This is a genomic window from Deinococcus pimensis DSM 21231, from assembly GCF_000519345.1.
In the GTDB taxonomy this organism is placed as follows: Bacteria; Deinococcota; Deinococci; order Deinococcales; family Deinococcaceae; genus Deinococcus_A; species Deinococcus_A pimensis.
The window spans coordinates 32698-47650 of record NZ_KI912625.1 but is presented as its reverse complement, the minus strand read 5'-3'; the positions used below and the strand labels follow the sequence as shown (position 1 = coordinate 47650).

17 protein-coding genes and 1 pseudogene are annotated in these 14953 nt (G+C 70.8%); 2 read left to right on the top strand and 16 right to left on the bottom strand.

The window, feature by feature from the left end:
- The 4 genes from DEIPI_RS38765 to DEIPI_RS28025 all read right to left on the bottom strand — a co-directional run.
- The coding region (locus DEIPI_RS38765; protein WP_052351593.1) for a hypothetical protein at positions 1 to 269 on the bottom strand (269 nt) is incomplete at its 3' end.
- A gap of 1 nt (position 270) precedes the next feature.
- A complete protein-coding gene (locus tag DEIPI_RS0102775) occupies positions 271 to 735 on the bottom strand; it encodes a universal stress protein (RefSeq protein ID WP_027480769.1) in 465 nt (154 codons plus the stop codon).
- Positions 736 to 955: 220 nt separating this feature from the next.
- Entirely contained in the window at positions 956 to 1705 is a 750-nt protein-coding gene (locus tag DEIPI_RS0102770; protein WP_027480768.1) for a pseudouridine synthase, read from the bottom strand.
- 1 nt (position 1706) lies between these two features.
- Positions 1707 to 2075: a hypothetical protein gene (locus DEIPI_RS28025; RefSeq protein ID WP_045233524.1), complete on the bottom strand. Its 369-nt coding sequence runs from the start codon at positions 2073 to 2075 to the stop codon at positions 1707 to 1709.
- Between the two features lie 95 nt (positions 2076 to 2170).
- On the opposite strand from DEIPI_RS28025, the gene DEIPI_RS0102760 reads away from it, so the two are divergent.
- Positions 2171 to 2719 (top strand): hypothetical protein, encoded by a 549-nt coding sequence (locus DEIPI_RS0102760; protein WP_027480767.1) that lies wholly within the window; start codon positions 2171 to 2173, stop codon positions 2717 to 2719.
- A 46-nt stretch (positions 2720 to 2765) separates the two neighbouring features.
- On the opposite strand, the gene DEIPI_RS0102755 is transcribed toward DEIPI_RS0102760, so the two are convergent.
- The 10 genes and pseudogenes from DEIPI_RS0102755 to DEIPI_RS0102710 all read right to left on the bottom strand — a co-directional run bounded on the left by DEIPI_RS0102755 (position 2766) and on the right by DEIPI_RS0102710 (position 11423).
- Positions 2766 to 3446: a glycosyltransferase family 2 protein gene (locus DEIPI_RS0102755; protein WP_027480766.1), complete on the bottom strand. Its 681-nt coding sequence runs from the start codon at positions 3444 to 3446 to the stop codon at positions 2766 to 2768.
- A 45-nt stretch (positions 3447 to 3491) separates the two neighbouring features.
- On the bottom strand, positions 3492 to 3905 hold the full coding sequence (locus tag DEIPI_RS41175) for a site-2 protease family protein (RefSeq protein WP_027480765.1): 414 nt from the start codon (positions 3903 to 3905) through the stop codon (positions 3492 to 3494).
- Positions 3906 to 4137: 232 nt separating this feature from the next.
- Positions 4138 to 4572: pseudogene (locus tag DEIPI_RS41170) on the bottom strand (site-2 protease family protein); the annotation flags it as partial.
- 50 nt (positions 4573 to 4622) lie between these two features.
- A complete protein-coding gene (dxr, locus tag DEIPI_RS0102740) occupies positions 4623 to 5795 on the bottom strand; it encodes a 1-deoxy-D-xylulose-5-phosphate reductoisomerase (RefSeq protein WP_045233523.1) in 1173 nt (390 codons plus the stop codon).
- A 108-nt stretch (positions 5796 to 5903) separates the two neighbouring features.
- Entirely contained in the window at positions 5904 to 6743 is an 840-nt protein-coding gene (locus DEIPI_RS0102735) for a phosphatidate cytidylyltransferase (protein WP_045233522.1), read from the bottom strand.
- 88 nt (positions 6744 to 6831) lie between these two features.
- Positions 6832 to 7380 (bottom strand): ribosome recycling factor, encoded by a 549-nt coding sequence (gene frr / locus DEIPI_RS0102730; protein ID WP_027480761.1) that lies wholly within the window; start codon positions 7378 to 7380, stop codon positions 6832 to 6834.
- 53 nt (positions 7381 to 7433) lie between these two features.
- Positions 7434 to 8153, bottom strand: coding sequence for a UMP kinase (gene pyrH / locus DEIPI_RS0102725; protein ID WP_027480760.1), 720 nt, complete (start codon positions 8151 to 8153; stop codon positions 7434 to 7436).
- A 72-nt stretch (positions 8154 to 8225) separates the two neighbouring features.
- The gene (gene tsf / locus DEIPI_RS0102720) at positions 8226 to 9032 is read right to left on the bottom strand and encodes a translation elongation factor Ts (protein ID WP_027480759.1); all 807 of its coding nucleotides are present in this window, start codon (positions 9030 to 9032) and stop codon (positions 8226 to 8228) included.
- A gap of 88 nt (positions 9033 to 9120) precedes the next feature.
- Positions 9121 to 9957, bottom strand: a complete 837-nt coding sequence (gene rpsB, locus DEIPI_RS0102715; RefSeq protein WP_027480758.1) for a 30S ribosomal protein S2 — start codon at positions 9955 to 9957, stop codon at positions 9121 to 9123.
- A gap of 344 nt (positions 9958 to 10301) precedes the next feature.
- Complete coding sequence (locus DEIPI_RS0102710; RefSeq protein WP_027480757.1) at positions 10302 to 11423, bottom strand: tetratricopeptide repeat protein; 1122 nt, start codon at positions 11421 to 11423, stop codon at positions 10302 to 10304.
- A gap of 249 nt (positions 11424 to 11672) precedes the next feature.
- On the opposite strand from DEIPI_RS0102710, the gene coaE reads away from it, so the two are divergent.
- A complete protein-coding gene (coaE, locus tag DEIPI_RS0102705) occupies positions 11673 to 12269 on the top strand; it encodes a dephospho-CoA kinase (RefSeq protein WP_027480756.1) in 597 nt (198 codons plus the stop codon).
- On the opposite strand, the gene DEIPI_RS0102700 is transcribed toward coaE, so the two are convergent.
- Together DEIPI_RS0102700 and DEIPI_RS0102695 are read right to left on the bottom strand one after the other, a co-directional pair.
- Positions 12227 to 13900, bottom strand: a complete 1674-nt coding sequence (locus DEIPI_RS0102700; protein WP_027480755.1) for a CTP synthase — start codon at positions 13898 to 13900, stop codon at positions 12227 to 12229. The genes coaE and DEIPI_RS0102700 overlap by 43 nt on opposite strands.
- A gap of 170 nt (positions 13901 to 14070) precedes the next feature.
- Positions 14071 to 14953: hypothetical protein (locus tag DEIPI_RS0102695; RefSeq protein WP_169737005.1), on the bottom strand; the 883-nt coding region annotated here is incomplete at its 5' end.

The following is a 14953-nucleotide window of genomic DNA, read 5'->3' as shown; positions in this document are numbered from 1 at the left end:
AGCAGGCCCGGCACGCCGAAGCCGACCGTGAGGACGTCCGCGAGGACCAGCAGGAACCCGCCCGCGACGAGCACGGCCGCCACGACCGGATTCGTCACGAACCGCGCGACCCGCGCGGCCGTGTCGGTCCTGACCCCGGAGGGCGCGGGGGCCGCCGTGACGAGCGTCGCCGTCACACGGCCGGACTCCACCGCTCGGCCCGCCGCGAGCGTCCCGGCGAGGCCCAGCAGGCCCAGCAGCAGACCCGCCAGCACCGGGAGCCTCGGCACGTCAGCCTTCCGGGTCCGCGAGGACGGTGAGGACGGGCACGGGGCTGCGCCGCAGTAGACGCGTCGCGACGGAGCCGAGCAGCAGACGCTCCACGCCGCCGAGGGCGCTCGCGCCGACCACGACGAGGTCGTAGCGCCCTTCGCGCAGCCGTTCGAGCGCGACGTCGCCCGCGTCGCCCCGGACGATCTCGCCGCCGCCGAGCTCCGCGAGACGCGCGGCGGCCTCGTGCGTCCAGTGGCGGTCACGTTCCACGAGCACGGCGCTCGTGAGGCCGCGCCCGGCGGGCGCGAGGGGCGACGCGGCGTTCGCCTCGACCGGCACGACGTGCAGCACGTCGAGCCGGGCGTGCGGGAAGGCCCGCCGCGCGGCGGCGAGCGCGGCCCGCGCGGACGGGGAGAAGTTCATCATGACGAGGATGCGGCGGAAGGGGCCGTTCGGAGCGTGGGCGGGGGGTGGGGGGCGCATGGGGTGACCTCCTGGACGCAACGGTGACGCGAAACGAGCATGGCGGAGCCTGACCGACAGACTCCGCCATGCCAGCGTATGGAGGCTGAACTCCCCGGGACGAAGCCCGACCGTTGTGCCCTCACCCTACCCGAATCGGGCCGCCCCGCGCCTGCATGTTTCGCGAAGCGCCCTTCATGGGGTCCCGGGACGGCAGCGCAGGCCACCTTCGAGGGGCCGTTCAGCCCCAGCGGGCGAGGGTCTCCTCCTCGCGGCGCCGCCACTCCTCGGGCGGCACGGCGGCGCGGTCGGTGAGCTCGGCGAGGTCCGTGGGGCCGAGTTCCACGTACTCGCCCGGTTCGAGGTCGCCGAGGAAGAAGCCGCCGAAGCGGACGCGCACGAGACGGTTCACGTGATGCCCGATCGCTTCGAGCATGCGGCGCACCTGCCGGTTGCGGCCCTCGCCCAGCACGATCCGCAGCCCGTCACGCGAGCGGCTCACGCCGACGGGTACGGCGCGGCCCTCGCGCAGCACCACGCCGGAGGCGAGCAGGGCGATCTCGTCGTCCGTGACGTGCTCGTCCGTCCAGACGCGGTACTCCTTCTCGTGACCGTAGCGGGGGTGCGTGAGGCGCAGGGTGAGCTCGCCGTCGGTGGTGAGCAGCAGCAGGCCCTCCGAGTCGAGGTCGAGCCGCCCGACGGAGTGCAGGCCGGGCACGCGCGGCATGCGTTCGAGCACGCCGACGCGTCCGAGCTCGTCGGAGGCGGTCGTGACGACCCCGCGCGGCTTGTACAGGGCGTACGTGACGGTCGGGACGGGGTCGCGCTCGACGACCTTGCCGTCCACGCGGACCTCGTCGGCGTCGGTGACGGTGCGGCCGAGCGCGGCGACCTCGCCGTTGACGGTGACGCGCCCAGCGCGGATGAGCTCCTCGGCGTTGCGGCGCGAGGCGACGCCCGTGCGGGCGAGCAGTTTCTGAAGGCGTTCCACGTCAGAACCTCCGGGGCTCGCGTGGCGAGACGATCGCGAGGACGGCCAGCACGACGAGGGCGAGCGAGATCGCGAGAACCGCGACGGGCGCGACGGGCAGCGAGAGCGCCTGGCCGCTGAGCACGGCGGGCGCGAGGGTCGCGGCGACGAGGAGGTTGCTCACGACGAGTCCCGCGACGGTGGGGCCGCCGGGTCGGGTCGAGGAGAGCGCGAGCTGCACGCCCCAGGCGAGGACGAGCGCGCCGCACAACCGCGCCACCCAGGTGGGCGAGACGGTGAGCGTCCCGAAGCCCGCCACCGGGAAGAAGTACAGCGCCGCGCCGAGCAGCAGGTAGAACGCGGCGCACAGGACGAACACGAAACGGAGCATCAAGTCATACTAGCGACCTCTCCCGTCCGCGCGGGGCGGGAGCATCGTGAAATTCCGGACCGACCACGCGTTCACGGCGCGCTAAGCTGTCTCTCATGCGTCTTCCCGCCGTGAAGTTCGTCCCCGCGCTCGCCGTGGCCCTCGCCCTGAGCTCGGCCCTCGCCTCCACGTACTTCCCCAGGGAGCCCGGCACCACGTGGAAGCTCTCCAACGGCGAGGTGCAGAAACTCGCGGCCCCCCTGACGTTGCGCGGCGTGAAGGTGACGCCCCTGCAGCACGTCATCGGCGGGAAGCTCGTGTCGGAGGACCTCCTCGACTTCTCCTCCGGTGGGGTGCAGTTGCGCGGCACGCGCGTGCAGGGCCGCGTGGCGTGGTACGAGCCGCCCCTCACCCTCTACCCGAAGGGTCCCCTGGCGGTCGGTCAGACGTGGCGCAGCACCTCCGGCGGCACGACCCTCACGGTGCAGGTCGTGAGCCAGCAGGCGCTCGTGACGGGCGGCGGGAAGTTCAACGCGCTGCTGCTGCGCAACGAGGTCACGACCGCGTCGGGCGGCGGCAGCGTGAACTTCGCGTACTTCGTGCCGGGCCTCGGGACGGTGCGCTACGTGGGCGCCAACGGCGGCACGGTGGACCTGCTGAAATAAGGACGAGGCGCGTCCCGCCGGAAGGCGGGCGTGCCGTCGAGCCCGTTCAGCTGGGTTCGTGGCCGTGCGTGGGGTCGGGCAGGTCCCGCTTGCGGCGGCGGCGGAAGGTGAGCAGGTCGAGGTACATGCGCGTGCGGTGCTTCACGCCGCGCCAGAAGCCGCGTTTCTCCTCCTTCATCACCTGCGAGAGCTTCGCGAGCTCCACGTAGCCCCAGCGGACGTTGTCGTTCTTGAGGGCGTAGGTGATGGCGGGTTCCGGCCAGCGTTCCTGCGCGAGGCGCGGCACGGACAGCAGCCACTCGCGCCGCGTGGCGCGCTGACCGCTGAGGTGGGGCGTCATGCGGTTGCCGAAGTCCGTCATGAAGCCGCCCTCGCTGAAGATGCCGATGGCCATGTCGAGTTCGCCGCGCAGGACGGGCTGCGCGAGGGTGGTGAGGTGTTCCAGCGTGAGGCCCACGAGGTCCGCGTCGAGCAGCACCACGTAGGGCGCGGCGGTGGCCTCCAGGCCCGCGTGGATGGCGGCGCCCTTCCCGGCGTTGCAGTGGAGCTCCACGACGCGCGCGCCCGCCAGGCGCGCCACGGCGGCGGTCTGATCGGAGGAGCCGTCGCTGACCACGACCACGTCGGGGGTGAGTTCGAGCGCGACACGCACGACGCCGCTCACGGTGTCCTGTTCGTTGAAGGCGGGAATGACGACCGCGAGGTTGCCGGACTGCACGGCTCTCATTCTAGACGAAGTCACGGGAACGCACCTCCGGTCGGCGAACGCGGGTCAGAAGAGGCGGACGACGTCGCTGAGGATGACGAACATCATGATGAGCATCACGAACGCGAAGCCCGCGAAGTTGATGCCGTTTTCCAGCTCGAAGGACAGCGGACGCCGCGCGAGGGCCTGCACGACCACCAGCAGCACGCGTCCACCGTCGAGACCGGGAATGGGGAGCAGGTTGAAGAACGCGAGCGACAGGTTCACGAGCGCCGCGAACTGCAGGATCTGCCCGGACTCCAGCGCGGCGCGCAGGAAGGTCACGGTGCGGATGGGGCCGCCCACGTCGTCGGACCGGGCGGCGCCCTGCACGTCGAGGGTCGCGGCGCGCTGGAAGAGCCGCCCGAAGGACGTCAGGACCTGCGGCACGGCCAGCAGGGCGGTGCGCGACGACGACCACCAACGCGCCGCCCACGGCAACCTGCTCCATCGCCTGATCCGGGCCGTAGCGGATGCCGAAGGTGCGGCGCGGCCCCCCGGCGGGCTGGCTCCAGTCGAAGGTGACGTCGAAGCGGCGTCCCTCGCGCTCCAGCGTGAAGCGCTTCTGTCCGGCCGTCGCGAGGGCCGACTGCACGGCGCGGTAGCCCGGCAGGGTCTGCCCGTCCACGCGGGTCTGCGGCGGCAGGGCCTGCCCGTTCACGGCCACTATGACGTCCCCGCCGCGCACGCCGAGCCGGTCGGCTGTGGAGCCCGCCACGACGCTCTCGACACGGGCGCGGTCGTTGCGGACCACGGCCTGCCCGTCCCGGATGACGGGCACCCCGTCACGCGCGAAGCCCACCGTCAGGAGCGCGATCGCGAGGACGAGGTTGATGGCGGGCCCCGCGAGCAGCACCGCAATCTTCCCGAGGGCGGGAAGGCCCGCGAAGCCCGTCGTGGGCCGCACGGGACGCCCGGACGACATGTCGGGCGCCATCCCGTCGATCTCCACGTACCCGCCGATCGGCAGGGCGCTCAGGCGCCACTCCGTGTCGTGCCAGCGGCGGCGGTACAGCACGGGGCCCATCCCGATGGAGAAGGAGTTGACCTTCACGCCCTGCCTGCGCGCCGCGAAGTAGTGCGCCCACTCGTGCGCCGCCGTGATCACCGCGATGATCAGCAGGTACACGAGGACGATCAGGACCCAAAGCAGCGCGTTCACGACGTCACCCCCGCCGCGCGCGGCGCCCCGGCGAGTTCCGCCGCGCGGGCGCGCGCCCAGGTGTCGGCCTCACGCAGGTCGTCCCAGCCGAGCGGCGCGTCCGGGGTCTCCTCCAGCACCGCCTCGTTGATGCGGGCGATGTCGAGGTACCCGATGCGGCCCTCCAGGAAGGCTTCCACGGCGATCTCGTCGGCGGCGTTGAGGGCGGCGGGCGCCACGCCTCCGCGTTCGCCGGCGCGGTAGGCGAGGCCCAGGCAGGGGAAGCGGCCGAAGTCCGGCTCGAAGAACTCCAGGGGGCGCGCCAGCGAGAAGTCCGAGCCCGGCCAGTCCAGCCTCGGCGCGGCACGCACGTCGCCGGGCCGCGTCATGCCGTGCGGTGCGGCGCCGAGCGCGTAGACGATGGGGAGGCGCATGTCGGGCGCGCTGAAGTGCGCCTTGACGTTCCCGCCTCGCATCCGCACGAGGCCGTGCACGACGCTCTGCGGGTGCACCAGCACCTTCACGCGCGACAGGGGCAGTCCGTAGAGCGCCGACGCCTCCAGCACCTCCAGGCCCTTGTTGAAGAGCGTGCTCGAATCGATGGTGATGCGGCGGCCCATCGCCCAGGTGGGGTGCCGCAGGGCCTCCGCCGCCGTGACCCCGGAGAGGTCCGCCGGGCCCGTCCGGAAGGGCCCGCCGGACGCCGTGACGATGAGCTCCTCCACGTCCGCGAGGTCCTCGCCGATCAGGAGCTGGTACAGGCTGGTGTGCTCGCTGTCGATCGGCACGATCCGCCCGCCGCCACGCGCGGCGGCGTCCCACACGAGCGTGGAGGCCACCACCATCGCCTCCTTCGTCGCGAGCGCGAGCGCGCGGCCCGCCTCCAGCGCCGCGCGGGCGGGCGCGAGCCCCGCGAGCCCCGGGATGGCGCCCACGACGACGTCCGCGTCCTGGACGGCGATCTCCTCCACGTCCCCGGTGACGCGCACGCCGGTCAGACGTGCGCGCGCCTCGGCGACCCGCGCGGGGTGGACGCTCACCACGTCGGGCCGGAACTCGCGCACCTGCGCTTCGAGCAGGTCGAGGTTCGAGCCCGCCGCGAGGGCGGTGACGCGGTCGCCGCGCACGCGCGCGACGTCGAGCGTCTGCGTGCCGATCGAGCCGGTGGAGCCGAGGACAGAGATACGCATCGCGGTCAATCTCGCGCACTCCGCGCCCCGAGGCAAGGGGGCAAGTTACAAGGCGGGGCGAATTCCAAAGAAGACATCCGCCCGGCGCGGCGCGTGGACGCCTCTCCCCTATCCTCCGCCGAGCACCACCGTCAGGAACAGGTACGTCACCGGCACCGCGAACAGCAGCGCGTCGAGACGGTCGAGGAGCCCGCCGTGACCGGGCAGGGAACTGCCGCTGTCCTTCGCGCGCAGGGAGCGCTTGATGAGGCTCTCGGCGAGGTCCCCGAGCTGCGAGGCGCTCGACACCAGCAACGAGAACAGCAGCGCGTCGTACGCGGACCACGGGCGGTTCACGAACGCGAGGCGCGTCAGCGCGAACACGATCACGAAGCTGAGGATGAGGCCGCCCACGGCGCCCTCGACGGTCTTGCCGGGCGACACCTCCGGCGCGAGCTTGCGCCGCCCGAAGAAGTGCCCGAAGAAGAAGCCGCCCACGTCCGTCGCGAAGGACGCGATGAGGGGCAGCAGCAGGTAGGCGAAGCCGCTGTCGCCGTCCGGGAGGAACCGCAGCATCAGGAAGAAGCCCAGCAGCCACGGGATGTACAGCATCGCGAAGACGCTGTACACGACGCGTTCCAGGGGACGCTCGCCGGGCGAGATGACTTCCATGATCAGGAAGTAGCCCAGCAGGACCGCCAGCGTCACCTCACGCCACGAGATGCCCACCCAGGGCCCGCCCTGGAAGTAGGGGTGCGAGACGACCAGCAGGGCCGCGCCGCCCACGTAGAGGCTGCGGCGACGCACGTCGAGGTCCTGCCGTTCGCACATCCCGATGAACTCCCGCAGGGCCAGCGTCGACAGGACCAAGAGCGCGGGCAGCAGCAGCACCCGACCGAACCACAGCACGACGAGGACGACGAGGAAGCCCACGACGGACGTCAGGACGCGCGTCCTCAACGACTCCACTGGGCCTCCGGGCAACATGGGGTGACGTGAAGCCCTCCGGGCGGCAGGTGCCGCCCGGACGGGCCGATCTGTTCGGTCGTCGTCACGACTACCCGAGGATGTCCTGCTCCTTGCGGTGCAGCACCTCGTCGACCTTCTTCACGAACTCGTCGGTGAGTTTCTGCACGTCCTGCTCGCCCCGCTTGATCTCGTCCTCGCCGACGCCCTCGGTCTTCTTGATCTCCTCCAGGGCGGCCTTGCGGACGTTGCGCACCGCGACCTTGCCGTCCTCGGCGTAGCCGCGCGCGGTCTTCACGAGCTCCTTGCGGCGCTCCTCCGTCAGGGCGGGCAGCGTGATGAAGATCGCGTCGCCCTTGTTGTTCGGGTTGAGGCCGAGGTCGCTGTCGCGGATGGCGCGCTCGATCGGGCTGAGCGCCCCGCGGTCCCACGGGGTGATGACGAGGGTGCGCGCGTCCGGGGTGGTGACGGTCGCGACCTGATCGAGCGGCATGGTGCTGCCGTAGTACTCCACGAGGATCTTCTTGAGGATGCCGGGGTTGGCGCGGCCCGTACGCAGCACGGACAGGTTGTTCTCCAGCGCTTCAATGGCTTTTTGCATGCGCGTACGCGCGTCGCTCTGAATCGACTTCATGGTCATGAGGGACCTCCGAGGGGCATTTTAGAGCTTCGGGCGCCAGATGAGGAGGCGCGTCAGTCCGGTGAACTGGTGATGAGCGTGCCGACGCGCTCGCCGCGCAGCAGACGTTCGAGGTTGCCGGGCTCGAAGATGTCGAACACGACGATCTTGAGGCCCTTCTCGACGCACAGCGTGAGGGCGGTCGCGTCCATCACCTGCAGGCCACGCGCGACGACGTCCATGTGACTGATCTGGTCGATCCTGCGCGCGTCGGGGTTCTTGCGGGGATCGTCGTCGTAGACGCCGTCCACCTTGTTCTTCGCCATCAGCACCACCTCCGCGCCGAGCTCCATGGCGCGCAGCGTGGCGGTCGTGTCGGTCGAGAAGAACGGGATGCCGTTGCCGCCGCCGAGCACGACGACGCGGCCCTTCTCGAGGTGACGCATGGCGCGGCGGCGAATGTAGGGCTCCGCGACGGCGCTCATCTGGATGGCGGTCTGCACGCGCGTGGGGCAACCGGCGCGTTCCAGGGCGTCCTGGAGCGCCATGGCGTTCATGACGGTGCCGAGCATGCCGATGTAGTCGGCGGTGGCGCTGTCCATGCCGGCGCCGTTGCGCGCGCCGCGCCAGAAGTTGCCGCCGCCGATGACGATGGCGAGCTCGACGCCGCTGCCGTCCACGGCCTTCTTGAGTTCCTGCGCGAGACGCATCGTCGCGTCGGGCGAGATGCCGAACCCGGTCGTCTCGTCGGCGAGGAATTCACCGCTGAGCTTGAGCAGCACACGTTTGAACATTCGCTGGACCTCCTGTGGGGGCGGGGCAGAAAAAGAGCGGCCATCCCTGGCCGCTCTTTCGTGTCCGCATGCTTAGGCGCCGACCTCGAAACGCACGTAGCGCTTGACCTTGGCGTTGCCGAGGTGCTGCGCGACCGTGACGCTGTTGTCCTTGACGAACTTCTGCTCGGGCAGGACGTTGTCCTCGTAGAACTTCGCGAGCTGACCGCTCACGATGCGCTCCACGATCTGCTGCGGCTTGCCCTCGTTGAGGGCCTTGTTCGTGAGGATCTCGCGCTCCTGGTCGAGCGCGTCGGCGGGCACCTCCTCGCGGGTGAGGTAGCGGGGACGCTCGGCCGCGACGTGCAGGGCGACGTCCTTGGCGAGGTCCTCGTTGCCGCCGTCGAGCTCGACGAGCACGCCGATCTTGCCGTTGCTGTGCACGTAGCCGCCGACGACGCCGTCGGTCTCGACGAACGCGACGCGGTTGAGGACGAGGTTCTCGCCGATGCGGCCCGCGGCGGCGGCGACGGCCGTCTCGACGGTCTCACCGCTGGGCATGGTGACGGCCTTGAAGGCCTCCGCGTCGGCGGCGCCGCTCGCGAGGACGGCGTCGGCGAGATCCGCGACGAGCTGCTGGAAGTCCGCGTTGCGCGCCACGAAGTCCGTCTCGCTGTTCACCTCGACGAGGGCGGCCTTCTTGCGGTCGTCGCTCGCGCGGAACACGACGAGGCCTTCCTTCGCCTCACGGTCGGCCTTCTTGGCGGCCTTCACGATGCCGCGCTCGCGCAGCAGCGCGACGGCCTTGTCCTCGTCACCGCCGGCGTCGCCGAGGGCCTTCTTGACGTCCATCATGCCCGCGCCGGTCATCTCGCGAAGCTTCTTGATCGACTCCATCATGGTTGGATACCTCCTTGAATTGGGGTTTGCTGCCGTAGAAAAGCACCCCGCGAGAGCGTGACGCCCTCCCGGGGTGGGCGTGAGTCGCTCAGTACTCGGTGCTGGCGGGCGTCTGGTCCTGGCTGATCTCGCCGGCGACGCCGTCCTGCGTGGTGAGCTGGACTTCACGGGCGGCCGCGTCGTCGCTGCCCTCCGTGCCTTCCGTGCCCTCGGCACCTTCGGCGACGCTGCTGACGTCCTCGGCGCCACCACGGGCCTCGACGAGGATGTCGCCGATGCGGTGCGTGATGAGCTGGATGGAGCGGATCGCGTCGTCGTTGCCGGGGATGATGTAGTCGATGACGTCCGGGTCGCTGTCGGTGTCGGCGAGCGCGATGACGGGGATGCCGAGCTTCTGCGCTTCCTGGACGGCGATGACTTCCTTGGTGGGGTCGACGACGAAGAGCGCGTCGGGCAGGCGGCTCATCTTGCGGATGCCGCCGACGTAGCGCTGGAGACGCTCACGCTCGGCGCCGAGGACGATGCGCTCGGCCTTGGGACGCTCGTTGATGCGGCCGGACTCGAACATCTCGTCGAGGTCGGCGAGACGGTCGATGCGGGTGCGGATCGTGCGGAAGTTGGTCAGCATGCCGCCGAGCCAGCGCTGCGTCACGAAGGGCATGCCGCTGCGGCGCGCCTCGAGCTCCACGATTTCCTGCGCCTGCTTCTTGGTGCCGACGAACAGGATGACGCCGCCACGCTCGGCGGTCGCCTTGATGTAATCGAAGCTGCGGTCGATCTGCTTGAGGGTCTTCTGCAGGTCGATGATGAAGATGCCGTTGCGCTCCGCGAAGATGAACCGCTTGAACTTGGGGTTCCAGCGCTTGGTTTCGTGGCCGAAGTGCACGCCAGCTTCGAGCAGCTGCTTCATTCCGATGTACGACATGTGTCCTCCCGAGCGTTGTTCCTGAGATGTGGCGACCTCCACCCTTTCCGGCCTCGCGACGCTCGTCGCACGAGGGCACTGGTGGGGGCGCACCCAAAAAGAGATGTTAGCACATCCTCACACAAGTGGAGAGACGCGTGGACGGCCGAGGCACGAGCGAGGGACCGCTCCCGCCATGAGTGGAGAGCCGCGCTGACGGCCCAGAGAAGCGGAGGGCCGCCCCGGAGCGTTCCGGTCCGTACACGGATGGAGCGTTCCGCAGGCAGCCATGAGTGGAGAGCCGCGCTGACGGCCCAGAGAAGCGGAGGGCCGCCCCTGCCGGAGCGGCCCCTGCGGCGGTGCCCTTACTTGACGCGGTTGAGGCCGTCCTGCGCGAGCTTCATGTTGGGACTGAGGCGCAGCGCCTCGCCGTAGGCCTGCCGGGCGGCGCCCTTGTCGCCGCTGGCTTCCTGGGCGCGGCCGAGCCAGTAGAAGTACTCGGGGTTGGTGGAGGCGAGCGACGCGGCGCGGGTGAGGTCGCCGCGGGCGTCCTTGGCGCGGCCCGCGTCGAGGGCGACGCGGCCGAGGTAGTAGTAGAACTCGGGGTAGCGCAGCGGTTCGAGCTTGACGGCCTGTTCGAGTTTGACGCGGGCGAGGAGGTTGTCCTTGGTGAGGTAGCCGAACACGCCGAACTGCCCGACGACGTAGGCGTTGCGCGGGGCGATGCGTTCGGCCTGCGCGAGCTCGACGCGGGCGGCGTCGGGGTTGCCGTTGAGGAGCAGCAGCTTGCCGTAGTAGGCGCGGGCGACGGCGTCCTGCGGCGCGGCGACGACGGCGCGCTGGAGGGTGCTGACGGCCTGCGGGAGCTGGCCGAGGGCGTTGTAGAGGTCGCCGAGGTTGTAGAGCACGACGGCGTCCTCGGGGTTGAGGATGGCGGCGCGGCGCAGCATCTCGAGCGCCTGGGCGTTGTCGCCCTTGAGGCGGTAGACGGTGCCGCGCTGGTTGTAGATGGCGGCGGACTGCGGGTCGACCCCTTCGGCGCGGTCGAGGGCTTTCAGGGCGAGGTCGAGGTTCCCGGCGACGGCGGCGCGGTCGCTGGTGCCGACGTACTGCTGGGTGTAGGCCTGCGCGAGCGCGATGTGGTTGCTGACGTTCTGCGGGTCGAGCGCGACGAGCTTCGTGAGCGTGTCGACGGCGGGCGCGTAGAGCTTGAGGCGGACCTGCGTGCGTCCGAAGCCGAGGAGGGCGGTGCCGGACTTGGGATCGCACTCGGTGGCGGCGCGGAAGGCGACGTAGGCGGAGTCGTACTGCCCCTGCGCGTAGTAGGAGTTTCCGAGCGCCACGTAGCTCGCGCAGTTGGGGGTGGGCCGGGCGGGTTCACTCTGGGTGGGGGCGCCGGGCGTGGTGGGGGGCGTGGCGGTCTGTGCCCGACCGATGCTCCCGAGGCTGAGCGCCGCGAGCAGGCCGAGGGGGAGCACTCGTTTCACTTGGGGAACCTCCGATGGCATCAAGCCTAACACCGTGTTTTTCGTCCTGCAAGACGAAAGCGCGGTGGTTGGGCTCGCTGGATTCGTAAGAACAGCATGAAAAACCGAGGTGAATCACCTGTGAGAAAACTGATCTCGGGGTTGACGTCTTCATACGCGCAACTCACACCAGTTGTTTAGACAACATGCTTGATCCGAACCTGACCCCTTCCCTTCCGCGTCCCGGACCCGCGAATCTAGAATGCCCGCATGACCCCGGCACCAAGACGACTCGGCCTCACGGGCTCCATCGGGGCGGGCAAGAGCACCGTCGCCCGGCTCCTGCGCGAACGCGGCCTCGACGTGATCGACGCGGACGCCATCGCCCGCACGGTCTCCTCGTGGCCCGAGGTCCTGCGCGACGTCCGCGAGCGCCTCGGGGAGGCGTACGTCACGGACGGCGCGCTCGATCGGCCCGCCCTCGCCGCGCTCGTCTTCCGCGACCCCGAGGCGCGGACCGTCCTGAACGGCATCGTCCACCCCCGCGTCCGCGCGGAGGCCGCCCGGCAGGAGGCGAACGCCCGCAGCGTCTGGGTCGTGCACGACGTGCCGCTGCTGTTCGAGAACGGCCTGGAGCGCGGCATGGACGCCACGCTGCTCGTGGACGCCCCGCTGAGCGTACGCGTGGCGCGCGTCGTGGCGCGCGACGGCCTCTCGCCCGAACAGGTCGCCGCGCGCGACGCCGCGCAGATGCCCCCGGAAGAGAAGCGCCGCCGCGCCAGCGTGGTGCTGGACAACGGCGGCGACCTCACGTCCCTCGAAGCTCAGCTCGACGCGGCGCTCGTCACGCTCGGCGTGACGTCCTGACGACCCTCGCGGCGGGCGAGCGCCGCCGCGATGAAGCCCTTGAAGGGCGGGCTGGCCCGCATGGGGCGGCTCTTGAACTCCGGGTGGCTCTGCAGACCCACGAAGAACGGATGGTCGGGCAGTTCCACGGCCTCCACGAGCCCCGCGCCGCGCCCCTCCATGCCGGGCGTCACGCCGCTCACGACGAGGCCCGCGTCCGTGAGCTGGCGGACGTACGCCGGGTTCACCTCGTAGCGGTGACGGTGCCGCTCCATGACGGTGCCGCCCTGCGGGATGCCGTAGAGCGCCGCGAGCCGTGTGCCCGCGCGGACCTCCATCGGCCAGTCGCCGAGCCGCATGGTGCCGCCGAGGCCCTGCACCTCCAGCTGCTCCGGCATGAGGTCGATGACGCGGTGCGGGCTGTACTCGTCGAACTCGCTGCTGTTGGCGCGCTCCAGGCCGATGGACCGCGCGTGCTCGATCACGGCGATCTGCATGCCGAGGCAGATCCCGAGGTACGGCACGCGCCGCTCGCGCGCGTAGCGGGCCGCGCGGATCTTGCCCTCGATGCCGCGGATGCCGAAGCCGCCCGGCACGAGGATGCCGTCCACGTCCGCGAAGCGGTCCTCGGGCGTGGCGCCGCCCTCCTCCGCGAGTTCCTCCGCGTTGACCCACTTGATGTTCACGCGCGCGTCGTTCGCGATGCCCGCGTGCGTGAGGGATTCGAGCAGGCTGAGGTACGCGTCGGGCATCGCGGTGTACTTCCCGGCGATGGCGATCGTCACCTCCTTCGGGGGCGTGCGCAGGATCTTCACGGCGTTCTGCCACACCGCGAGGTTCGGATGCATCGCCTCCAGGCCGAAGTGCGTCTCGACGGCCTTGCCGAGGCCCTGCTCCTCCAGCGCGAGCGGCACCTCGTACACGTGCGACACGTCGTACGAGGTGAACACGCGGCCCGGCATGACGCTCGTGAACAGCGCGATCTTGCGGGTGATGCTCTCCGGGAGACGTTCCTTGCTGCGCACCATCACGACGTCCGGGCTGATCCCGACCGAGCGGAGCGTCGCGACGGAGTGCTGCGTGGGCTTCGTCTTGAACTCGTGACTGGTGCCGAGGTACGGCACGAGCGTCAGGTGGATGTAGAGGGTGTTCTCGACGCCCTCGTCGAAGCGCAGCTGACGGATGGCCTCCAGGAACGGCAGGCTCTCGATGTCGCCGACCGTACCGCCGACCTCCACGATGACGATCTCCGCGCCCGCCTTCTCCCCCGCCTCGCGGACGCGGCGCTTGATCTCGTCGGTGATGTGCGGGATGACCTGCACGGTCTGCGAGAGGTAGTCGCCGGCGCGTTCCTTGCGGATGACGTCGAGGTACACCTGCCCGGTGGTGATGTTGCTGCCCTCCGGCACGTCGAGGTCGAGGAAGCGCTCGTAGTTGCCGAGGTCGAGGTCGGTCTCGGCGCCGGAGGCCGTGACGAACACCTCGCCGTGCTCGTAGGGGCGCATGGTGCCCGCGTCGATGTTGATGTACGGGTCGATCTTGACCGCCGTGACCCGGTACCCGCGCGCCCGCATGAGGGCGCCGAGCGACGCGGTCGCGACGCCCTTCCCGAGACTGGACACGACGCCGCCCGTGACGAAGATGTACTTCATGTTTCCCCCTGCTCGGCCACGCCGAACTTCGATGGGCCGCTGAGGGCCCGAACACCGCGGTGAGCCGATGAGCCTGCGTCCTGACCGAGCGCCAAAAAAAAGAACCGAAGACGCTCGGCCTTCGGGATTCGAGGATAGCACGCCCGGACGTTCCCGGCGTCGTGCCGGGGTCACTCTCCGGCGGGTGCGGGCGTCAGGACGTCCAGGGTGGGCGGCGCGAACGTCACCGTGATCGGCGCGAGCGCGCGTGTCCGTCCCGCCCGCCGCGTCCCGGCGCGCAGCGTGACGCGGCCCGTCAGGGCGGTGACGTTGGGGTTGCCGTCCCCCACCGTCGAGGGCGTCGTGGCGGCGCAGCTGCCCGCGTCCTCGTCCCGCACCCCGGCGCAGGTCTCGAAGGTCACCTCGAAGCCGCCCGGCAGGACGTGATCCGCGACGAGGTCGGGCGTGGCGCCGCCCAGCGCGGGCGGCCCGAGCGGCGCGGGGGACCACGGCGCCCGCGCGAGCGTCCGCAGGGGCAGGGTCCGGCGGTACTCGTAGAGCAGCCAGCCGCCCTCGTTCTCCGGGTCGCGCCCCGGACTGCTCGATCGTTCCGTTCCCCCCGCCGTGCGGGTCGCGGCGACCACCTCGCCCCGCCGCACGGCGTAGTACGCGACGAACTCCGCGCAGGCGTACCGCGACGCGCCGCCCTCGTCCCGCGCGGGGTCGCAGGTGACTCGCGACCCCGGCAGCCTTGGCGCCTGCACGAAGGCCAGCACGGGGTCCCGCCCGACCAGCCAGGTGTTCGAGCCCAGGCGCGGCCCGACCGGGTTGCGCGTGAACGCCGAGACGCCCGCGTTGAGGCGCAGCGTCGTCCCGGGCGGGTAGACGAAGATGGCGCGCGCCACCTCGTCCGTGATGAGGTCCGCGGCGGCGCGGGTGTCCTCCAGCAGGGCCGCCTCCACCGCCACCCGGTCGGACGTCCAGCCCGCGGAAGCGACGGCGGCCGCCACGACCGCGAGCAGCACCAACCCCACCGCCGAGGCGACGAGCACCTCCACGAGCGTCAGCCCGGTC